An 18,656-nucleotide genomic window follows, 5' to 3' on the forward strand; every position below is an offset into this window, starting at 1 on the left:
TGATCGTCTTCTCGATAAGTGCATCACGGCACTGGGTGCCGCGTCAATCGCCTCCGCACCGCCTCCGCGACCTCATCGGGCGTGGTCCCGGCCGGAAAGCTGACCACCGCGACCTCGGGAGCGGAGGCCGACGACGGATCGGCGTACTCACCGACCACGCCGTAGATCGCGAGCAACTCCCGCCGCAGGGTCTCGGCGGTGGCGTTCTCGTCGCCGCGGACCATCGACCGCAACAGATAGTTGTGGGCGCCGGTCACGGCGGCGGCGAAGGCCACGATCCGCACCCGCGGCACATCCGGCAGAGCGCGGCGGAGGAACTCCTCGAACTTGCGCTGATAGCGGTAGGTGGTGACCAGCTCCCGGTCGCGCAAGGCAGGCACCCGCGCCACCACCTGATAGCGCCGGACCGCGAGATCGCGGAGCGTCGCGAAGTGCGCGAAGACGAGCTCGGCCGCGGCACACACCGCCCACCAGGGATCGGTGCCCGCCTCTTCCTCGCCTCGCAGCAAGTCGGTGACCTGTTCGAGCAGGGACTCATGGTCGGCGAAGATGAGGTCCTCTTTGGACCGGAACTGCCGGAACAGGGTCCGGCGCGACACGCCGGCGGCGGCGGCGACCTCGTCGACCGGTGTGGCTTCGTAGCCGCGTTCGGAGAACAGGCGGATCGATTCCGCCACCACGTGCGCGGCGAACTCCGCGGGATCGGTGTGCACCTGGTCGGTCGTCGCCATGCCGACATTATCGCGCAGATCCCCTCGCCTCATGCCTCGGCCTCGCCGACCGCCCGTCGATACGGCAAGCTGGAGCACATGAAGGTTCCGCATGCCGTGGCGCTCGTCAACAAGTACGTGACCAATCCGATCCAAGGAGTGTGGGCGGGACGGATCGCGCCGTGGGCGATCGTCGAACACGTCGGGCGCAAGTCGAACCGCCGCTACCGCACGCCGGTCCTGGCCTTCGTCGACGCCGGCCGCATCAGCATCGCGCTGAACTACGGCGCCGACTCCGACTGGGTCAAGAACGTGCTCGCCGCCGGCGAGTTCACGCTCGTCCGCAGCGGTAGGGAGCTGAAGGTGGCCGGCGTGCGGGTGATCCCGTCCGACTCCCCCGACGTCGTGAAGTCCGCTCGGATTCCGGCCAAGCTGTCCGAATCGGTGCTCTACGGCCGCCTCGTCGAAGCATGACCGACGCACTCGACGGCTTCGACCGCGCAGAGTTCACCGACGACGGCGTCACCCACCGGTACTACCGCCGCGGATCGGGCCCGGCGGTGATCGTGATCCCCGAGATCCCCGGCATCACACCGAAGGTCGCCGCCTTCGCCCGCCGGGTCAGCGACGCGGGCTGCACGGTGTACGTCCCCTCGCTGTTCGGCGTCGACGGTGCCGATCCGTTCCCCGGCGGTGTGACCGGACCGGCCCGGACCGGTGCGCTGATGGCCCGAGCGCTCGGCCGGGTATGCGTCAGCCGCGAGTTCACCGTCTTCGCCACGGGACGGTCGTCGCCGGTGGTGTCCTGGCTGCGTGCCCTCGCGCGACGGGCCCACGCCGAGTGCGGCGGCCCCGGCGTGGGCGCCGTCGGCATGTGCGTCACCGGCGGCTTCGCACTCGCGATGGCGGTCGACGACACCATGCTGGCGCCCGTGCTGTCGCAGCCCTCGCTGCCGGTGGGCCTCACGCCCGCACGGCGCAGGACCATCGACATCTCGCCCGGCGATCTGGAGACCGTTAAGGTCCGCTGCGCGCGGGGACTGCAGGTGATGGGTGCCCGGTTCGAGGGCGACCGGCTGGTCCCGGGCAGCCGCTTCGATTTTCTGCGAGAACAGCTCGGCGACGCCTTCATCGGCGTCGACCTGCCCGACGACGCCGCTGCCCCGGACGCGTTGATTCCGCCGCACTCGGTGCTCACCGAGCACCTGATCGACCAACCCGGACAGCCGACGCACGACACGCTCGAGGCGGTCATCGCGTTCTTCCGCCGGAAGCTGGAAGTCGAATGACGGGCACCGTCGATCTGACGCCGCTCGACGATCCGTTCACCTGCGCTCTGACCGGGCGGCAGGAGCGGTTCGCCCGGCGGCGCGGCCGCATCAGTGCGTTCGAGCCGGAGGTCTCGGTGTTCTTCGGTCATCCGCGCGAGATGACCGACGCCGACTGGGTCGACATGGCAGCGCTGGCCGGACCCGGGAACACCGTCGGCCTGCGCGACTGCCGGACCCCGGCGCCCCCGGGTTGGCGGCACGTCGAGACCTTCGATCTGGTGCAGTACTCCGGTGAGGACACCGAACGGCGACCCGACCCGGAACTCGTCCGGCTCGGCCCGCCGGACGTGGCCGAGATGACCGAGCTGGTGACACTGACCAAGCCCGGGCCCTTTCTCCCGCGCACCGTCGAGATGGGCGTCTACCTCGGCTACCGGGACGGCGACGGCCGGCTGCTCGCCATGGCGGGTCAGCGGCTGCGGCTTCCCGGCTGGGTGGAGATCAGCGCGGTGTGCACCCATCCGGAGGCACGCGGACGCGGACTGGCACGCAGACTCGTCGCCGCGGTGGCTCAGGTCATCGTCGACGACGGCGACCTGCCCTTTCTGCACACGACGGCGGAGAATCCGGCGCGCAGCCTGTACGAGGCGATGGGATTCGTCCTGCGCAGCGAGGTGAGCCTGGAGATCGTCCGGGTTCCGAAAGGAGAGTGAATGATGTTCGATCTCGGTCTGCTCGGCGTTCCGATCGCGGGCGCTCCGATGGCCGGAGGCACGTCGACACCCGAACTCACTGCAGCCGTCTCCGGCGCGGGTGGTCTCGGCTTCTACGGTGGCGCCTATCTCACGCCCGAACGACTCCGTGAGGACATCCGCGCGATCGCCGCGCTGACCGACGCGCCGTTCGGCGTCAATCTGTTCGTGCCCGAGGAGATCCCGTTCGACGAAGCGGCCTTCGCCGAGTACCGCGACCGGCTCGCCCCGCTCGCCGAGCGGCTGGGCGCACCGCTGCCCGAGCACGTTCCGTTCACCGACGACCACTTCGACGCCAAGGTCCAGGTGCTGATCGACGAGCGCGTGCCCGTCGCCTCGTTCACCTTCGGCTGTCCCGACGCCGCCACGGTGGCACGACTGCACGCCGCGGAGGTCTTCGTGGTCGGGACCGTCACCTGTGTCGACGAGGCGCTGATCGCGCGAGAGTCCGGAGTGGACGCGCTCTGCGCCCAGGGCGTGTCGGCGGGCGGACACCGCGGCACGTTCGGCATCCTCGACGCCGACCCGGGCATCGACACGCTGCCCCTCCTCACCGGTGTTGCTGACGCGGCGGGCCTGCCGGTGATCGCTGCGGGCGGCGTCGCCTCCCGCGACGACGCGATCGCACTGCTCGAGGCGGGCGCCGCCGCCGTGCAGGTGGGGACGCTTCTGCTCCGCTGCCCCGAGGCCGGCACCAAACAGGCGCACCGGGACGCCCTCGCCGACCCGCGCTTCACCGAGACCGTCACCACCCGGGCGTACTCGGGCCGCTTGGCGCGTGGCCTGGTGAACGAGTTCATCGCCGCCTACAGTGATGCGGCACCGCCGGTGTATCCCCAGGTCAACACTCTTACCGGCGGTATACGCCGGGCCGGTTCCACCGACCCGGACGTCATCAATCTCTGGGCCGGGACCGGCTTCCGGGCTGCTCAGGCGGTCCCGGCGGCCGACGTGGTGGCCGCATTGAGCCCGTAGCGGTCGGTCAGCCGTCGAGCAGGGTCCTGCGCAGCTTCTCGTCCTTCTCGAGGACCATCTCCTCCAGTCCGGCTTGGAACTTCGCCATCGCACTCTGAACGGCCGGATCGGAGGCTCCGAGGATGCGTGCGGCCAGCAGACCCGCGTTCCGGGCGCCGCCGATCGACACCGTCGCGACCGGCACGCCGGCCGGCATCTGCACGATCGACAGCAGTGAGTCCATCCCGTCGAGGTACTTCAGGGGAACGGGCACCCCGATCACCGGTAGCGGTGTGGCCGCCGCGACCATGCCCGGCAGATGAGCGGCGCCACCGGCACCGGCGATGATCACCGAGATACCGCGTCCCGCGGCGTTCTTCGCGTAGTCGAGCATCCGCTGGGGGGTGCGGTGCGCCGAGACCACGCCGACCTCGAACGGTATGCCGAACTCGGCGAGCGCCTCCGCCGCGGCCTGCATCGTCGGCCAGTCGGAGTCACTGCCCATGATGAGGCCGACGAGGGGTGCGGGCACGGTGGCGGGTGCGGTCATCGACGTCTCCAAGGTTCTCGGGGGCTGATTCTCAACAGCGTAGGCGAGGCAACCGTGCGCGGTGACGCCGGCTGTCGTCCCCGACACGGTGTGAAAGCGGCTCGAAGGCGGGCGGCCGGCGTCTTCGCGATCACCGGATCTTGCGGCGGTAGAGGCGAATCGCCGCCGCGTAGGCGATGGCGCCGATCCCGATGCACCACGCGAGCGCGGCCACGAGGTCGGCGGTGGCGACGGGCTGCTCGCCGAGCAGCGCGGAGACGGTGTCGACGATGGAGGTCACCGGCTGGTGCTCGGCGAAGACCCGCACCGGGGTGGGCATGGTGTCGGTCGGGACGAACGCGGAGCTGACGAAGGGCAGGAAGATGAGCGGGTACGAGAACCCGGTCGCACCGTCGACGGTCTTGGCGGCCAGTCCCGCGACGACCGCGATCCACGTCAACGACAGCGTGAAGAGGGCGAGGATGCCGGCGACTGCGAGCCAGGCGAGCGGTCCCGCGGACGATCGGAAACCCATCGCCAGTCCGACCGCGATGATGATGACCACCGTGACCGCGTTCGCCGCCATCGAGGTGAGGACGTGGGCCCAGAGGACGGCGGCGCGAGCGATCGGCATCGATCCGAAGCGCTCGAACAGCCCGCTCTGAAGGTCGTTGAACAGGCGCAGTGCCGTGTACGCGACGCCCGAGGCGATGGCCATCAGCAGGATTCCGGGAAGCAGGTAGTCGACGTAACTCGCAGTTCCGGTGCTCGCCTTGATGGCTCCGCCGAAGACGTAGACGAACAGGAGCATCATGGCGATCGGGGTGAGCGCGGTGGTGACGATGGTGTCGACACTGCGCGTGACGTGCTTGAGCGAGCGACCCAGGAGGGCGCCGGTGTCGCTGAGGACGTGTGTGGTCATGACCGGCCTTCGTTCTCGGTGCGGTGTCTGGTGAGCGCGAGGAAGATCTCCTCGAGGGTGGGCTGCTTCTCGACGTATTCGACCTTGGTCGGCGGAAGCAGTCGCTTCAGTTCGGCGAGTGTGCCGTTCGCGATGATCCGGCCGTCGTGCAGCACGGCGGTGCGGTCGGCGTGTTGTTCGGCCTCCTCGAGATACTGGGTGGTCAGGAGGATCGCGGTGCCGCGGCCGGCGAGTTCGCGGACGGTGTCCCACACGTCGATGCGGGCTTCGGGGTCCAGTCCGGTGGTCGGTTCGTCCAGGAAGATGACGGACGGATCACCGATCAGGCTCATGGCGATGTCGAGACGACGCCTCATGCCGCCCGAGTACGTGGCGACGGCGCGTCCGCCGGCGTCGGTGAGCCGGAAGCGCTCGAGCAGGCCGTCCGCGACGGCGCCGGGGCCGTGCACGTGGCGCAGGCGGGCGATGAGCATCAGGTTCTCGCGGCCGGTCAGTACCTCGTCGACGGCGGCGAACTGACCCGTCAGGCTGATCGACCGGCGAACCTCGAGGGGCTCGGTCGCGAGGTCGTGGCCGCCGACGACGGCGGTGCCTGCGTCGGGCCGCGTCAACGTCGAGAGGATGCGGACGAGCGTCGTCTTGCCTGCACCGTTAGCGCCCAGGAGTGCGACGACGCTGCCCGCCTCGACGTCGAGGTCGACCCCGCGCAGCACAGAACGGCCGTCATAGGACTTCTCGATTCCGCGGATCCTGATCGCGGGCGGAGCGATGGTCGTGGTCATGACCGTGTTCCTTCGTCTTCGACTGAGCGAGCGCTGTCTGAAACCGAGTGGGCGCGCCGAATCTCGATGTCGCCGTATGACGTTCGCGCGCGAATGGACACATGCTCACCGGTCGACGGGACGGTGGAACCGTCGAGACGGTTGCGCAGCTGTCCTTGAGTGGACGAGAGGTCGAGCCAGGCGGGAACCCCGTCGGCGACGCCGACGACGATCGTCCCGAAGCTGCTCTCCAGGTCGAGAGCGCCGCCGCGCGCCTCACCGACGGTGACGCTTCCGTACGCGGTGCGCGCGGTGACCGACGACGCCGAACCGTCGATGTGCAGGTCGCCGTACGAGAGATTGGCTTCGACGGCGGCGTGCGCCGTGCCGAGGTGGACGCTGCCGTACGACGACTTCAGTGCGGCGTCGCCGGCGACGGTGCCGATCCGGATCTGCCCGTGCCCCGCGACGACCTCGGCCGACCCGTCTACCGTGCCGACGGTGGCGTTGCCGTACGCGGCGTGCAGCCACAGGTCGCCGGTGGCGTCGAGGTCGACGGCACCGACGGACGCCTTCACCCGGGTCGCGGCCAGCCTGCCGGTGGCGCGGACACCCCCCGTGGAGCATTCGGCGGTGAATCGCGAGCCCTCCGGGAGTTCGACCGTGATGTCCACCGACTCGGAGGGGCCGAGGAAGCGGAACCTGGGACGCGGTCCGAGGACGGTGATTCGGCGGCCGTCGAACTCGACGGTGGTCGCTGCCGCACCGCGCTGATCGGCGGGTTTGTCCGGGTTACTGGGCGATACGGTCACGACGGCGTCGGTGCGGTCGCTCGCGATGACGTCGATGTGGCCGAGCGGCAGGTTCACGGCGAGATCGACGGGTTCTGGGGTGCGGTAGGTGGGCATGGGAGAGCCTTCCGGAGGGTGCAGTCGACCGACCCCGTGGTCGAGACGGGGTGATGGGGATCGTTCGCGAAGGTGTGGAGAGTGATCAGCGCGCCCAGCCGGCGAAGTCGCCGCCGGTGCGCAACGCGCGCTGCACGGATCGTCGCCGGCGCGGATTCAGGGCTGAGGCGACGGCGCGCACCAGCCAGGTGTTGACCGAGACGCCCTCGGCGGCCGCGGCTTCGTCCACCTGCGCCTTGAGGACGTCCGGGAGTCGCAGTGTGGTGCGTGAGCTGGTGGTGTCGTCGAAGTCGACGCCGATCGCGGACTCCGAGTCGGCATCGTCGGTGGTGCGCGGCGTTGCGACGACGAAGTCCACCTCGCGCCCTCGCAGGCGGAGGTCGACCGAACCGGGAACCAGGTCACGAGTGATCTCGCCGGCCGCCGCAGACAGGACATCGAGCAGGGCGAGTCGGATGGTGGCGTCCATACTGTTCGCGAGACGCTCCGCGGCGGCGCGGACGTCGTCGACCCCGTTGTCAGCGGCGTCGGAGAGGTCACGTTCCGCCGCGGCTCCGAACCGGCGCTGAAGGTCGTCGACGTACTGATCGAGGTCCATGACATCAATCATGACACCACGATGGTGTCAATTCAACCCCGTGGCGGTTTCACACCCTCGTTCACGCACCGAGACCGCAGCGTCACGATGGTGTCACCGCGTCCGACTAGCCCGCGTGCGGATCCCAGCCGTCGGTCCACACGGCCGCGCTCATCCACTGGGCGGCGCGCTCGGCCCGTTCGCGGACGTCGTCGACGCCCTCACCCGGACGTCCTACGACATTGACGTGTCCGATCTTGCGATCGGGCCGCTCGCCCTTCCCGTACAGATGGACCTTGGCCTCGGGCATCCGGGCGAACAGATGATGCAGGCGCTCGTCCATCGACATCTGCGGAGCCTCCGGCGCCCCCAGGATGTTGGCCATCACGACTACGTCGGCGCGCGCCGCGGTATCGCCGAGCGGGTAGTCGAGAACCGCGCGCAGATGCTGTTCGAACTGCGAGGTGACGGCGCCGTCCATGGTCCAGTGACCGCTGTTGTGCGGGCGCATCGCGAGCTCGTTGACCACCAGTTCGCCGTCCGTCGTCTCGAACAGCTCCATCGCCATGGCGCCCACCGCGCCCAGTTCCTCGGCCAGCGTGAGCGACATCTGCTGCGCCTGCTGAGCGACATCGGCGTCCAGGCCCGGAGCCGGAGCCAGAACGACGGCGCACTGGCCGTTGCGCTGGACGGTTTCGACGACCGGCCACGCGGCGCCCTGTCCGTACGGCGACCGTGCCACCATCGCCGACAGCTCGCGCACCATCGCCACCTTCTGCTCCGCCATGAGCACGGTGTCGCCCGAGGAGGTGTCGTCGAAGACGCGCAACGCTTCGTCGCGGTTGTCGGTGAGCCACACTCCGCGACCGTCGTAACCGCCTCGGACCGCCTTCAGAACCACCTGCCAGTCGTGGGACTCGCCGAAGGCGATCAGCGCGGAGCGCGCCGCGCCGACCTCGCCCGACAGGTCGACGAAGTCGGGAACCGGGAGGCCCAGTTCCGACAGTTTGGTCCGCATGGCCAGCTTGTCCTGTGCGAAGTGCAGCGCCTTCGACGGCGGGCGCACCGCGACGCCCTCGGCCTCGAGCGCTTCGAGGTGAGCGAGCGGAACTCCCTCGTGATCGAAGGTGAGCGCGACCGCCCCTTCGGCGGCGGCGCGGAGGGCGTCGAGATCATCGTGCGAGCCGAGCACCACGTTCGCGCTCACCTGCGCGGCCGGCTCGTCGGCGCTGCCCGCCAGAACCCGCAGGCACTGACCGAGGGCGATGGCCGACTGATGGGTCATTCGGGCCAACTGACCACCGCCGATCATGGTCACGGTGGGCATGCCGCTGGAACGTCGGTCTGGGCTGGAAGTCACCGTTCAATGTTGTCATGCCCGGCCGCGGACACGCGCACCCCGGCCGGTCGGTGACAATTCGGCGGGCCAGATTACGTACACTCGAACCTTGTGCCGACAATTGACGGGGCAGTGAAGCGACTGCCGGAGCCCGTGCGACGGCTGGTGCTCAAGCACAGCGAACTGATCAAGTTCGCGATCGTCGGCGGCACCACATTCGTGGTCGACATGGCGGTCTACTACGCACTCGCCCTCAGTGTTCTCGAATCGAAGCCGACGGTGGCCAAGGTGATCTCCGGCGTGGTCGCCACGATCCTGAGCTATGTCCTCAACCGCGAGTGGGCGTTCAAGAACCGCGGCGGACGCGAGAAGCACCACGAGGCACTCCTGTTCTTCGCCATCAGCGGCATCGCCGTCCTGATCGCCGCCGCGCCGATCTGGATCGCGAACAACGTCTTCAACATGCGTGAGAACCTGGTCGGCCTCGAACTCGCGATCTTCGACTTCCTGCTCGCCTTCGTGATCGGCAACCTGCTCCAGATGGTCTTCCGGTTCTGGGCGCTGCGGCGGTTCGCCTTCCCCGACGAGCAGCCGCGCGGCGGCGAAGGCGGATCCACCGACGTCAACCCCACGTCCGAGGAACTCAGCGATGAGGAACTCGGACATGCGTGAGCGTCGGCCCGTCGCCGTCTGTCCCGGCACCGCCGTCCGCACCGGCACCGCCGCCGGCGTCTGACTCCTCGCCGTAGGACGCACCGCTCGCCGGATGCAGCGGCGCCACCACCGCGAACACCGCGGGCCGCCGCGACACCAGATCGAGCCGACCGCCGTCGGCCTCCACCAGGGCGCGGGCCAGTGACAGACCCAGCCCGTTCCGTCCCCCGCCCGACACACCCCGGCGGAACATCTCCGGTACCACCTCGTCGGGCACGCCGGCGCCGGCGTCCGACACCGTGACGCGGACCATCTCGCGCGATGTCAGCACCCCGACCCGGACGACGCACTCCCCGCCCCCGTGGACCAGTGCGTTGTCGACGAGCACGCTCAGCGCCTCGCGGAGGCGGCCCGGACGATCGTAGGTGTGCGGGACCGGTTCGTCGACCACCATCCGCACCGACCGCCCGGCCGCTCGATACGCGGGCTCGAAATCGCGCACCAGGGTTTGAACGACCGACGTGACGTCGATCGCGACCCGCGCCTTGGGATCCGCACGCGAGGCCGCGATCATCTCGTCCAGTTCGTCGGCGAGCCGTTCCACCTGCGCCAGTCCCGCCTCGGCCTCGGCGACCACTGCCGGATCGCGGTGCAGGGTCAACTCGTCGAGCCGCAGCCCGATCGCGGTGAGCCGGCTGCGCAGCTGGTGGGAGACGTCCCCGATGATCTCGCCCTCGCGCTCGAGCCGCAGGACGATCTCGTCATTGGCGTCAGCCAGCGCCGCCGAGACCCGATCGAGCTCATCGATGCCGTATGCAGGCCAGTCGGAGGAGAAGTCGCCCCGCCCCATGGCGGCGGCGCGGCGCGCGACGTCCGACAGCGGCTCCGACAGCCGCCGCGCCGTGAGGACGGCCACCACCGCACCGCCGACGACGGCGACCAGGATCGCCAGCAGCAGGGTCAGCACCGCCAGCAACTGGGTCGGACGGACGTCCTCCTGCGGTATCGCGAGCGTCAGGTCCACGTCGCGGCCGAGATTGACCGACTCCGAAACCGCCGCGCCGTCGAAGACATGGCCGATCTGGCGGATCCCGCGCTGGTAGCCGCCGGGCGCGTCCCGATCGCGAACGCGATAGGTGAGCGTGAGGCGACCGTTCGGCGGCACCAGCAGACGGAACTGTTCGAGATCCAGATCGTGCGGGGATACGGCGCGGCCGGCGGCCTCCTCCGCGAGCACGTGCTCGCTCATGCGTTTGAGCCGCTCGGAGAGGTCCTGGTGAGCGGAGGTGGAGAACCAGTCCCAGGTGATGATGGTCATCGGCACGCCGAACATCACGCCCATCGCCACGAGAGACGCGATCATCATCTTCAGGATTCGACGACGCACACGGCTCCTACGGGTCGAACCGGAAGCCGACACCGCGCACGGTCACGATGTGTCTGCGATTCTTGGGACGGTCGTCGCCGATCTTCCGCCGGATCCAGGAGATGTGCATGTCGAGCGTCTTCGACGACCGCAGATCCGTCGACCCCCACACCGCGTCCATGATCTCGTCGCGCGACACCACTTCGCCCGACCGCTCCATCAGGAAGCGGAGCAGATCGAACTCCCGGTTCGCCAGCGTCAGATCCTCGCCGTCCACCACCACGCGCCGAGCGCGCGGGTCGAGCTGGATGTCGCCGCTGTCGAGGATCTCCTCCCCCTCCACGGCCGTGACGCTGCGCCGCATCAGCGCGCGCACGCGCGCGAGCAACTCGGCCAGGCGGAAGGGCTTGCCGACGTAGTCGTCGGCGCCCGCATCGAGGCCGACGACGAAGTCCACCTCGTCCGTGCGAGCGGTCAGCATCAGCACGGGCAGTTGCGGCAGTTCGGAGCGGATCCGGCGGCACACCTCCAGACCGTCCATCCCGAGCAGGCCGAGATCGAGGATGAGCAGTCCGTAGTCGCCGCTGCGCACCTTCTCCAGCGCCTCGGGACCGGTGGCCGCGATCTCGCAGTCGTTGCCCTCCCGGCTCAGCGCTCGGGCCAGCGGCTCGGCGATGGCCGCGTCGTCCTCGGCCAGGAGCACCGCTCGCGACCTCATCATCGGCGCCACTCGTCGACGCGGCCCGTCAGCGCGTCGTCGTCCTCGTCGAGCAGCTCCTGGTAGAGCTGAGCGTGCACCGCCTCCACCTGCGGGATGTCATGGAAGGCGAGCGGCTCGTCGGATGCCGATTCGATCACCAGAGTGCCGGTGCGGAGGATCCGGTCGATCACCCCGTGCCGGAACTCGACGGTGTTGATTCTGCGGATCGGAATGTCGATTCCGGACCTGGTCAGGACGCCGCTGCGGTAGATGACCCGACGGTCGGTGACGACGAAATGAGTGGTCTTCCACGAGATCAGCGGCCGGATGAGGAACCACGCCACGGCCGCCGCCCAGATCGCGACGACGACGGCGGTGACCCACAACGCGGCCCGGTCGGCCATTGCGGACGTCTGGGCGTAACCGACCGCGACTCCCGCGGCAGCGGTCACCGCCCAGAAGATCAGCACCGGCACCAGCAGGCTCTTCCAGTGCGGATGCCGGTGTATGACCACCACCTCGCCGGGCGCAAGGTTCTCGCGCGGGTAACCCATGGCGTTTCACCTTAGTGCCGGATTCTTAGGAGGGCCTGATATCGGCGCTACACTGGGGCGGATCTGGCCTCACGACCGCAGCGATACCGAGCAGCAACAACAGGCAAGGACCATGACGTACAACGATCCGCGCGACCCGAACCACCGTCCGCCTCAGCCGCCGGCGACGCGTGCCTACAGCCGGCCGAACGATTACGGGCAGTACACCGAGGCCGGCGACTACGGCCAGACCGGGTACGACGCCCAGTACAGTCAGCCGCCCGCCACACCCCGCCGCCGCGGCCCGGACATCGACCCGCTGATGTTCTGCGGAGGCGTTCTGATGACCGGAGTGGTCACGGGGCTGGCCGCTTGGCTCGCCGCCTGGGTGATCCGCGCCGTCACCCAGAAGATCAACGAGTCGGGCCGGTTCGGCATCTGGAATCCGCTCGCACAGGACGAGGTGTGGTTCGCCGTCACCGGGTTCGTCGCCGCGATCGTCGCCGGCGCCCTGTGGTACCTGCTGCAGGTGGGTACGCCTGCGCCCAATCAGTTCTACCGATGGATCGTCGGGCTGCTGATCGCCGCCGCGGTGATCCTTCCGCTGCTGCTGTCGGAGCAGATCTCGTCCGGCATCGGCACCGCGGTGCTGCACCTGATCATCGGCTTGCCGGTGCTGACGCTGATCCCGACGATGGGCCGCGCCAGCAGCGACCGCAAACGCAGCTAGAGGTGTCCGGCGCTAGTCGACGGGCCGCAGATGCGTGACGTCGCCCGCCGACGCCGTGACCGGACCGTCCGGACCGTCGACGATCACCCGCCCCTCGTCGTCGATGTCGGTGGCGATACCGACCACCTCGACGTCGCCGGGCAGGATCAGCCGGACCCGTGACCCCAGGGTGGCGCTGACGCTGCGATAGTTCCCGGCGAGGACGTCGATGCGGTCGGGCCAGTCCGCGAGCCGCTCGGACAACGCCCGCAGATACGCGGCCGCGACTCGGGTCTGGTCCACCGGCGCGTCGGCGAGGCCGCTGATCGAGGCCGCCGTGTCGGGCGCCGACCCGGCGGGCAGATCCAGGTTCAGTCCGGTGCCGATCACCGCCACGCCCCCGCCGTCGCCGGTGAGCCGGAACTCCGAGAGGATGCCCGACAGCTTGCCGCCACCGGGTGCGAGGACATCGTTGGGCCACTTGAGCTCGAGACCGGTTCCGGTGAGTGCGGAGACGGCGTCGTGGACGGCGAGGCCGGTGAGCAACGACAACCAGCCGAGGCTGCGAATCGCATCGGCGTCGACCGCGATGGCAGCCGAGACGGCGAGCTGTCCGGGCGGTGTCTCCCATACCCGCGCATGCCTGCCGCGGCCCGAGGTCTGCCGCGCGGCGATCAAAACAATGCCGTCGACGTCTTCCCCGGCATCGATTCGCGCAATCAGATCGGCATTGGTCGAGCCGGTCTCGGCGATCACCTCCACGGCGCGCCACCGCGTGTCCGACAGCTGTTCGGCGAGGATTTCCTGATCGGGCACGTCGTTGCTCATGTACGAGCACTTTACGGCCCGCGAGTGAATACACTCACAGCACCGCTTCCGCAGTGATCTCGAATGTGAGGATATTCTCACATTATCGGCGCGGTTGACCTCGCATAGGTGTCGGTCGTTAGCATCGGATCCCATGACGACTGCTTCACGCGACGACGGCGCTGCGCCGGACATCCACACCACGGCGGGCAAGCTCGCCGATCTGCGCAACCGCCTCGCCGAGGCCGAGTTCCCGGTCGGCGAAGCCGCTGCGGAGAAGGTTCACGCCAAGGGCAAACTCACCGCACGCGAGCGCATCACCCACCTTCTCGACGAGGGTTCGTTCGTCGAACTCGACGCGCTGGCGCGTCACCGGTCCACCAACTTCGGGCTCGCCGAGCGGCGCCCGATGGGCGACGGTGTCGTCACCGGCTACGGCACCGTCGACGGCCGCGAGGTGTGCGTGTTCAGCCAGGACGCCGCGGTCTTCGGCGGCAGCCTGGGCGAGGTGTACGGCGAGAAGATCGTCAAGGTCATGGACCTGGCGATCAAGACCGGCCGCCCCCTGATCGGCATCAACGAGGGTGCGGGCGCCCGCATCCAAGAGGGCGTGGTCTCCCTCGCCCTGTACGGCGAGATCTTCGGCCGCAACGTCCGCGCCTCCGGCGTCATCCCCCAGATCTCGCTGATCATGGGCCCGAACGCCGGTGGCCACGTGTACTCCCCCGCTCTCACCGACTTCGTGGTCATGGTCGACCAGACCAGCCAGATGTTCGTGACCGGTCCCGACGTCATCAAGACCGTCACCGGTGAGGACGTCACTCAGGAGGACCTGGGCGGCGCGCACACGCACATGACCAAGTCGGGCGTCGCCCATTACGTCGGCCAGGACGAGGAAGACGCCCTCGACTACGTCAAGGAACTGCTGGGTTACCTGCCGAGCAACTGCCGCGCCGAGGCCCCGCGCCTGCCCGCACCGGAGCGCGTCGGCGCCATCGAGGACAATCTCACCGAGGACGATCTCGCGCTCGACACGATCATCCCCGACTCGCCCAACCAGCCGTACGACATGCACAACGTCATCCGGAACATCCTCGACGACGAGGAGTTCCTGGAGGTGCAGGCCGAGCGTGCGATGAACGTCATCGTCGGCTTCGGACGGGTGGACGGCCGCAGCGTCGGCATCGTCGCGAACCAGCCGACCCAGTTCGCCGGCTGTCTCGACATCGACGCCTCGGAGAAGGCGGCGCGCTTCGTGCGCACCTGCGACGCCTTCAACGTTCCGATCGTCACCCTGGTCGACGTCCCCGGCTTCCTGCCCGGCACCGAGCAGGAGTACAACGGCATCATCCGCCGCGGCGCCAAGTTGCTCTACGCCTACGGCGAGGCGACGGTCGGCAAGATCACCGTCATCACCCGCAAGGCCTACGGCGGCGCGTACGACGTCATGGGCTCCAAGCACATGGGCGCCGACGTGAACCTGGCCTGGCCGACCGCTCAGATCGCGGTCATGGGCGCCTCGGGCGCGGTGGGCTTCGTCTACCGCAGCCGCCTCAAGGAGGCGCAGGCGAACGGCGAGGACGTCGACGCACTGCGCCTGGAACTGCAGCAGGAGTACGAGGACACCCTGGTGAACCCGTACGTCGCGGCTGAGCGCGGCTATGTCGACGCGGTGATCCCGCCGAGCCACACCCGGGGCCAGATCGCGAATGCCCTGAAGCTGCTGGAGCGCAAGATGGTGCAGCTGCCGCCGAAGAAGCACGGCAACATCCCGCTGTAGTCCGCTCCCCGATCCAGAAAGGCGACGACATGAGTGACGACGTCACCTCGGCGGGCAGCCAAGAGCAGCCCGCCCGCCCGTTCCTGACCATCGTCGACGGCAAGCCCACCGACGCGGAACTGGCCGCCCTGGTCGGTGTCTTCGCCGCGGCGAGCGGCGGCACCGCCGACACCGGACCGCAGATCCGGAACGACTGGGGCCGCCCGGTCGACATGTTCCGGGTGAACTGGGGCCAGCCCGGCAGCTTCACCAACCGCGGCGGCTGGTGAGCCCCGCACACCGTTCCACCGCGACGACCGTCGTCCTCGGTTCGGCCTCGCCCGCACGCCTGCGCGTGCTGCGAGACGCCGGACTGCGGCCGGCGGTCGTCGTGTCAGACGTGGACGAGGACGCCCTGCTCGACGAGCTGGCGGGCGCCCCGCCCGCGCAGATCGTCACCCGGCTGGCCGAGGCGAAGGCCGACGCGGTGGTCGCCGCCGTCCTCGGTGACCGCGCACCGCAGGCGGCGGGTGCGGCGACCGACGGCGTGGTCGTGACCTGCGATTCGATGCTGCTCACCGGCGGGTCGCTCGCGGGCAAACCGCACACCGCGGCGGCCGCCGCCGAGCGGTGGAGACGGATGCGCGGGACCACCGGTCATCTCATCACCGGACACTGCGTGCGGCGCCTGCGTGACGGCGAGGCCGTCGCGTCCGCCAGTCACAGTCAGTCGACGGCGATCTTCTTCTCCGACGTCTCCGACGAGCTCATCGAACGCTACGCGGCGACCGGCGAGCCGCTCGAGGTCGCGGGCGCGTTCACCCTCGACGGGATCGGCGGCTGGCTGATCGACGGCATCGACGGCGACCCGTCGTCGGTGATCGGCATCAGCCTGCCGCTGGTCCGGCGCCTGCTGACGCAGGTCGGCGTCGACGTCGCCGACCTGTGGTCCGCCGAGCGCTGAGACCTCACTGCCGGAGTACGGCGGGCCAGTACGCCTTGAGGCAGTCGCCGGGCTGTCCCTGCCGTCTGAGGTTGTCGGTGAATCCGCGCCAGAGGGCCCGTGCCCGCGCGACGGAGGTTCCGTGGCCCTGCCCGGGCGCGGCGTCGCCGACACTGACGATCAGCGCTGCGGCCTGCAGCATCGACGTGAACGACAGGTCTTTGCGCTCGAAGACGGTGGCCGCCCAGTTGCCCGCGAAACAGTCGGCGATCAACTCGCGGTCGTCTCCGGGCGGCCCGGCCGCGTCGCCCATGCCGTACGCCTTCGCGAGGCGGTACACGACGTTGTGGCCGTATTCGTGGGCCATGATGGTGGCCGCGGTGAAGTCACCGAGCATGATGCCGGACGAGCCCATGAGCTTGCCGTTCCAGATGTCGGCGAAGGTCTGCACGGGCAGGATCACCGACCCCTGCCTGTCGGTGCCGCCGCCGTCCGGCCGGCGGTCGAGCGGGCAGAAGAAGGCGTTCGGGAAATCGCTCGGGATTCCGTCGGGCAGTTCACCCGAGTCCAGGCACGCGCTGTGGAAGGCATCGCCCGGGGCGATCAGCACCCGGCCCGCCGTCGACCCCTCGATCGCCAACTGGGCGAACCAGTCCTGCCACACCGAGTCCAAGTCGTCGAGCACCGCCGACATGTACGCCGGGACCGCGGTCGACTGATTCGACTCGTCGACCCCGGAGGCCGCCAGCCGCTCAGCCGAGACGGCGGCCAGTTCCGGACACCGAGCGGCCGAACAGTGCGCGGGTGGCGTGGGCGCCGCGCGATGCGCCGTTCCGTCCACCCCGCATGCGCTCATCGTCAGCGCGGCCACGACCGCCAGGGCCGTACCCACCACTGTCCGGAGCCCGCGCCCCGATCCCCTTCTCGGCATGACGGGAACGCTAACACCGTCGCCCCCGGCGACGTGCCCGACGTCATTCGGACGATTGCGCAGGCCGGACCGCGGATCGGGACGAACTTGAGACCGGTCCGGCGAAACGCCTCGGCGCGGTCGTCCGTATGCTTGTATCCGCGGCCGGTTCCGGTCGCCTCCGACATCAGCAGAGGCGGGAGACCCTCAGTGACTGTGGAATTCGATCCGAATCCGGCTTTCTCCGCATACGCACATCCGGAGCGCTTGGTGACGACCGAGTGGTTGTCCGCGCACCTCGGCGCGCCCGGATTGAAGATCATCGAGTCGGACGAGGACGTGCTCCTCTACGACATCGGCCACATTCCCACCGCCCAGAAGGTGGACTGGCACCTTCACCTCAACGATCCGGTCACCCGCGACTACATCAACGGCGAGCAGTTCGCGAAGCTGATGAGCGAGAAGGGGATCTCCCGCGACGACACGGTCGTGATCTACGGAGACAAGAGCAACTGGTGGGCCGCGTACGCCCTCTGGGTCTTCACGCTCTTCGGCCATGAGGACGTCCGGCTCCTCGACGGCGGCCGCGACGCGTGGATGGACGAACAGCGCGAGACCTCCTTCGACGTCCCGGTCTACCGCCCGACCGACTATCCGGTCGTGGAGCGCGACGACTCCAAGATCCGCGCCTTCGCCGAGGACGTGCTGTCCGAGATCGGTTCGACTCCGCTGATCGACGTGCGCTCGCCGCAGGAGTACACGGGCGAACGCACGCACATGCCCGATTACCCGCAGGAGGGTGCGCTGCGCGGCGGTCACATCCCCACCGCCGTCTCGATCCCGTGGGCCAAGGCCGCCGCCCCCGACAGCCGGTTCCGCAGCCGGGCCGAATTGGAAGACGTGTACGCCGGTCTCGACCCGGCCACCCCGACCATCGCGTACTGCCGGATCGGCGAGCGGTCGAGCCACACCTGGTTCGTGCTGACCCATCTTCTCGGCTTCGAGAACGTCCGCAACTACGACGGCTCCTGGACCGAATGGGGCAACCGCGTCCGGGTTCCGATCGCCGTCGGCGACGAGCCGGGCACGGGCGTCGCCGACTGACGCCGGAAAACAGTTCCATGACGCTGCCCGCCCCTCTCGCCGAGATCGTCTCGGATTTCGCCGATCTGGCGGATTCGGACAAGGTCACTCTGCTGCTCGAGTTCTCCCGCGAGCTCCCCGAGCTGCCCGAGTCGCTGAAGCCCGAGTCGATGGAGCCGGTTCCCGAGTGCCAGTCGCCGATCTTCCTGTCCGTGGACGCCTCGGACGCCGAGGCCGTGCGCCTGTACTTCAGCGCTCCGCCCGAGGCACCCACCACCCGGGGTTTCGCCTCCATCCTGCACGAGGGGCTCGACGGCGCCAGTGCTTCGGAGATCACCGCGGTGCCCGACGACTTCTTCCACGAGCTGGGTCTGTCGTCGGTGATCAGTCCGCTGCGTCTCAACGGGATGGCGGGCATGCTGACGCGGATCAAGCGTCAGGTGCGCGAGCAGACCTCCCGCTGAACGCC

23 protein-coding genes are annotated in these 18,656 nt (G+C 69.2%); 11 read left to right on the top strand and 12 right to left on the bottom strand.

What is annotated here, in order from left to right; genetic code table 11:
* Positions 1-23: 23 nt before the first annotated feature.
* A complete protein-coding gene (locus GSI01S_RS10145) occupies positions 24-731 on the bottom strand; it encodes a TetR/AcrR family transcriptional regulator (protein ID WP_006896461.1) in 708 nt (235 codons plus the stop codon).
* Positions 732-809: 78 nt separating this feature from the next.
* Between GSI01S_RS10145 and GSI01S_RS10150 the strand changes: the two genes are divergently transcribed.
* From GSI01S_RS10150 to GSI01S_RS10165, 4 genes are read left to right on the top strand one after another with little or no spacing between them, the layout of a single operon-like run.
* Positions 810-1,184 carry a nitroreductase family deazaflavin-dependent oxidoreductase gene (locus tag GSI01S_RS10150; protein ID WP_006896462.1) on the top strand — a complete coding sequence of 125 codons (375 nt, stop codon included), beginning with the start codon at positions 810-812 and terminating at the stop codon, positions 1,182-1,184.
* Positions 1,181-1,999 carry a dienelactone hydrolase family protein gene (locus GSI01S_RS10155; RefSeq protein WP_006896463.1) on the top strand — a complete coding sequence of 273 codons (819 nt, stop codon included), beginning with the start codon at positions 1,181-1,183 and terminating at the stop codon, positions 1,997-1,999. Before GSI01S_RS10150 ends, GSI01S_RS10155 begins: the two co-directional genes overlap by 4 nt.
* Positions 1,996-2,694 (top strand): GNAT family N-acetyltransferase, encoded by a 699-nt coding sequence (locus GSI01S_RS10160; protein ID WP_006896464.1) that lies wholly within the window; start codon positions 1,996-1,998, stop codon positions 2,692-2,694. Before GSI01S_RS10155 ends, GSI01S_RS10160 begins: the two co-directional genes overlap by 4 nt.
* 3 nt (positions 2,695-2,697) lie before the next feature.
* Positions 2,698-3,708 (top strand): NAD(P)H-dependent flavin oxidoreductase, encoded by a 1,011-nt coding sequence (locus GSI01S_RS10165; protein WP_039867471.1) that lies wholly within the window; start codon positions 2,698-2,700, stop codon positions 3,706-3,708.
* A gap of 7 nt (positions 3,709-3,715) precedes the next feature.
* Here GSI01S_RS10165 and purE read toward each other — a convergent pair whose 3' ends face one another.
* The 6 genes from purE to GSI01S_RS10195 all read right to left on the bottom strand — a co-directional run bounded on the left by purE (position 3,716) and on the right by GSI01S_RS10195 (position 8,744).
* Positions 3,716-4,237: a 5-(carboxyamino)imidazole ribonucleotide mutase gene (purE, locus tag GSI01S_RS10170; RefSeq protein WP_006896466.1), complete on the bottom strand. Its 522-nt coding sequence runs from the start codon at positions 4,235-4,237 to the stop codon at positions 3,716-3,718.
* A 130-nt stretch (positions 4,238-4,367) separates the two neighbouring features.
* The gene (locus GSI01S_RS10175; protein WP_006896467.1) at positions 4,368-5,138 is read right to left on the bottom strand and encodes an ABC transporter permease; all 771 of its coding nucleotides are present in this window, start codon (positions 5,136-5,138) and stop codon (positions 4,368-4,370) included.
* Entirely contained in the window at positions 5,135-5,920 is a 786-nt protein-coding gene (locus GSI01S_RS10180) for an ABC transporter ATP-binding protein (RefSeq protein ID WP_006896468.1), read from the bottom strand. The genes GSI01S_RS10175 and GSI01S_RS10180 overlap by 4 nt, the downstream gene beginning before the upstream one ends.
* Entirely contained in the window at positions 5,917-6,807 is an 891-nt protein-coding gene (locus tag GSI01S_RS10185) for a DUF4097 family beta strand repeat-containing protein (protein ID WP_006896469.1), read from the bottom strand. The genes GSI01S_RS10180 and GSI01S_RS10185 overlap by 4 nt, the downstream gene beginning before the upstream one ends.
* A gap of 85 nt (positions 6,808-6,892) precedes the next feature.
* Positions 6,893-7,405, bottom strand: coding sequence for a toxin-antitoxin system HicB family antitoxin (locus GSI01S_RS10190; protein ID WP_006896470.1), 513 nt, complete (start codon positions 7,403-7,405; stop codon positions 6,893-6,895).
* 106 nt (positions 7,406-7,511) lie between these two features.
* The gene (locus GSI01S_RS10195) at positions 7,512-8,744 is read right to left on the bottom strand and encodes a 5-(carboxyamino)imidazole ribonucleotide synthase (RefSeq protein WP_006896471.1); all 1,233 of its coding nucleotides are present in this window, start codon (positions 8,742-8,744) and stop codon (positions 7,512-7,514) included.
* Between the two features lie 90 nt (positions 8,745-8,834).
* Here GSI01S_RS10195 and GSI01S_RS10200 point away from each other — a divergent pair, with 90 nt between their 5' ends.
* Positions 8,835-9,395, top strand: coding sequence for a GtrA family protein (locus GSI01S_RS10200; protein ID WP_045538607.1), 561 nt, complete (start codon positions 8,835-8,837; stop codon positions 9,393-9,395).
* Here GSI01S_RS10200 and GSI01S_RS10205 read toward each other — a convergent pair.
* Genes GSI01S_RS10205 through GSI01S_RS10215 form a run of 3 tightly spaced genes read right to left on the bottom strand, consistent with a single transcriptional unit; the run spans position 9,367 to position 11,997 of the window.
* Positions 9,367-10,764: a HAMP domain-containing sensor histidine kinase gene (locus GSI01S_RS10205; protein WP_006896473.1), complete on the bottom strand. Its 1,398-nt coding sequence runs from the start codon at positions 10,762-10,764 to the stop codon at positions 9,367-9,369. The two genes, GSI01S_RS10200 and GSI01S_RS10205, sit on opposite strands and share 29 nt — an antisense overlap.
* 7 nt (positions 10,765-10,771) lie before the next feature.
* A complete protein-coding gene (locus GSI01S_RS10210) occupies positions 10,772-11,464 on the bottom strand; it encodes a response regulator transcription factor (protein WP_174302287.1) in 693 nt (230 codons plus the stop codon).
* Positions 11,461-11,997 carry a PH domain-containing protein gene (locus tag GSI01S_RS10215; protein ID WP_006896475.1) on the bottom strand — a complete coding sequence of 179 codons (537 nt, stop codon included), beginning with the start codon at positions 11,995-11,997 and terminating at the stop codon, positions 11,461-11,463. The genes GSI01S_RS10210 and GSI01S_RS10215 overlap by 4 nt, the downstream gene beginning before the upstream one ends.
* Before the next feature lie 112 nt (positions 11,998-12,109).
* On the opposite strand from GSI01S_RS10215, the gene GSI01S_RS10220 reads away from it, so the two are divergent.
* Entirely contained in the window at positions 12,110-12,706 is a 597-nt protein-coding gene (locus tag GSI01S_RS10220) for a hypothetical protein (protein WP_006896476.1), read from the top strand.
* 12 nt (positions 12,707-12,718) lie between these two features.
* On the opposite strand, the gene GSI01S_RS10225 is transcribed toward GSI01S_RS10220, so the two are convergent.
* Entirely contained in the window at positions 12,719-13,513 is a 795-nt protein-coding gene (locus GSI01S_RS10225) for a biotin--[acetyl-CoA-carboxylase] ligase (protein WP_006896477.1), read from the bottom strand.
* Positions 13,514-13,646: 133 nt separating this feature from the next.
* Here GSI01S_RS10225 and GSI01S_RS10230 point away from each other — a divergent pair, with 133 nt between their 5' ends.
* Genes GSI01S_RS10230 through GSI01S_RS10240 form a run of 3 tightly spaced genes read left to right on the top strand, consistent with a single transcriptional unit; the run spans position 13,647 to position 16,215 of the window.
* Positions 13,647-15,272 carry an acyl-CoA carboxylase subunit beta gene (locus GSI01S_RS10230; RefSeq protein WP_006896478.1) on the top strand — a complete coding sequence of 542 codons (1,626 nt, stop codon included), beginning with the start codon at positions 13,647-13,649 and terminating at the stop codon, positions 15,270-15,272.
* Between the two features lie 29 nt (positions 15,273-15,301).
* Positions 15,302-15,541, top strand: a complete 240-nt coding sequence (locus GSI01S_RS10235; RefSeq protein WP_006896479.1) for an acyl-CoA carboxylase subunit epsilon — start codon at positions 15,302-15,304, stop codon at positions 15,539-15,541.
* Positions 15,538-16,215 (top strand): Maf family protein, encoded by a 678-nt coding sequence (locus GSI01S_RS10240; protein ID WP_006896480.1) that lies wholly within the window; start codon positions 15,538-15,540, stop codon positions 16,213-16,215. The genes GSI01S_RS10235 and GSI01S_RS10240 overlap by 4 nt, the downstream gene beginning before the upstream one ends.
* A 4-nt stretch (positions 16,216-16,219) precedes the next feature.
* Here GSI01S_RS10240 and GSI01S_RS10245 read toward each other — a convergent pair whose 3' ends face one another.
* Positions 16,220-17,125 (bottom strand): neutral zinc metallopeptidase, encoded by a 906-nt coding sequence (locus tag GSI01S_RS10245; protein ID WP_045538601.1) that lies wholly within the window; start codon positions 17,123-17,125, stop codon positions 16,220-16,222.
* 189 nt (positions 17,126-17,314) lie between these two features.
* On the opposite strand from GSI01S_RS10245, the gene GSI01S_RS10250 reads away from it, so the two are divergent.
* Both GSI01S_RS10250 and GSI01S_RS10255 read left to right on the top strand, forming a co-directional pair.
* Positions 17,315-18,208: a sulfurtransferase gene (locus GSI01S_RS10250; RefSeq protein ID WP_006896482.1), complete on the top strand. Its 894-nt coding sequence runs from the start codon at positions 17,315-17,317 to the stop codon at positions 18,206-18,208.
* A 17-nt stretch (positions 18,209-18,225) separates the two neighbouring features.
* Positions 18,226-18,651 (top strand): SufE family protein, encoded by a 426-nt coding sequence (locus tag GSI01S_RS10255; RefSeq protein WP_006896483.1) that lies wholly within the window; start codon positions 18,226-18,228, stop codon positions 18,649-18,651.
* The last annotated feature ends 5 nt before the right edge of the window (positions 18,652-18,656 follow it).

The sequence above is a fragment of the Gordonia sihwensis NBRC 108236 genome (assembly GCF_000333035.1).
In the GTDB taxonomy this organism is placed as follows: Bacteria; Actinomycetota; Actinomycetes; order Mycobacteriales; family Mycobacteriaceae; genus Gordonia; species Gordonia sihwensis.

What these genes read in the sequence shown, in the direction of transcription:
- GSI01S_RS10160 (WP_006896464.1), top strand. Translation starts at nt 1,996, where the DNA reads ATGACGGGCACCGTCGATCTGACGCCGCTCGACGATCCGTTCACCTGC.
- GSI01S_RS10255 (WP_006896483.1), top strand. Translation starts at nt 18,226, where the DNA reads ATGACGCTGCCCGCCCCTCTCGCCGAGATCGTCTCGGATTTCGCCGAT.
- purE (WP_006896466.1), bottom strand. Translation starts at nt 4,237, where the DNA reads ATGACCGCACCCGCCACCGTGCCCGCACCCCTCGTCGGCCTCATCATG.
- GSI01S_RS10220 (WP_006896476.1), top strand. Translation starts at nt 12,110, where the DNA reads ATGACGTACAACGATCCGCGCGACCCGAACCACCGTCCGCCTCAGCCG.
- GSI01S_RS10180 (WP_006896468.1), bottom strand. Translation starts at nt 5,920, where the DNA reads ATGACCACGACCATCGCTCCGCCCGCGATCAGGATCCGCGGAATCGAG.
- GSI01S_RS10150 (WP_006896462.1), top strand. Translation starts at nt 810, where the DNA reads ATGAAGGTTCCGCATGCCGTGGCGCTCGTCAACAAGTACGTGACCAAT.
- GSI01S_RS10245 (WP_045538601.1), bottom strand. Translation starts at nt 17,125, where the DNA reads ATGCCGAGAAGGGGATCGGGGCGCGGGCTCCGGACAGTGGTGGGTACG.
- GSI01S_RS10185 (WP_006896469.1), bottom strand. Translation starts at nt 6,807, where the DNA reads ATGCCCACCTACCGCACCCCAGAACCCGTCGATCTCGCCGTGAACCTG.
- GSI01S_RS10215 (WP_006896475.1), bottom strand. Translation starts at nt 11,997, where the DNA reads ATGGGTTACCCGCGCGAGAACCTTGCGCCCGGCGAGGTGGTGGTCATA.
- GSI01S_RS10190 (WP_006896470.1), bottom strand. Translation starts at nt 7,405, where the DNA reads ATGGACCTCGATCAGTACGTCGACGACCTTCAGCGCCGGTTCGGAGCC.
- GSI01S_RS10145 (WP_006896461.1), bottom strand. Translation starts at nt 731, where the DNA reads ATGGCGACGACCGACCAGGTGCACACCGATCCCGCGGAGTTCGCCGCG.
- GSI01S_RS10235 (WP_006896479.1), top strand. Translation starts at nt 15,302, where the DNA reads ATGAGTGACGACGTCACCTCGGCGGGCAGCCAAGAGCAGCCCGCCCGC.
- GSI01S_RS10155 (WP_006896463.1), top strand. Translation starts at nt 1,181, where the DNA reads ATGACCGACGCACTCGACGGCTTCGACCGCGCAGAGTTCACCGACGAC.
- GSI01S_RS10230 (WP_006896478.1), top strand. Translation starts at nt 13,647, where the DNA reads ATGACGACTGCTTCACGCGACGACGGCGCTGCGCCGGACATCCACACC.
- GSI01S_RS10175 (WP_006896467.1), bottom strand. Translation starts at nt 5,138, where the DNA reads ATGACCACACACGTCCTCAGCGACACCGGCGCCCTCCTGGGTCGCTCG.
- GSI01S_RS10165 (WP_039867471.1), top strand. Translation starts at nt 2,698, where the DNA reads ATGTTCGATCTCGGTCTGCTCGGCGTTCCGATCGCGGGCGCTCCGATG.
- GSI01S_RS10225 (WP_006896477.1), bottom strand. Translation starts at nt 13,513, where the DNA reads ATGAGCAACGACGTGCCCGATCAGGAAATCCTCGCCGAACAGCTGTCG.
- GSI01S_RS10210 (WP_174302287.1), bottom strand. Translation starts at nt 11,464, where the DNA reads ATGATGAGGTCGCGAGCGGTGCTCCTGGCCGAGGACGACGCGGCCATC.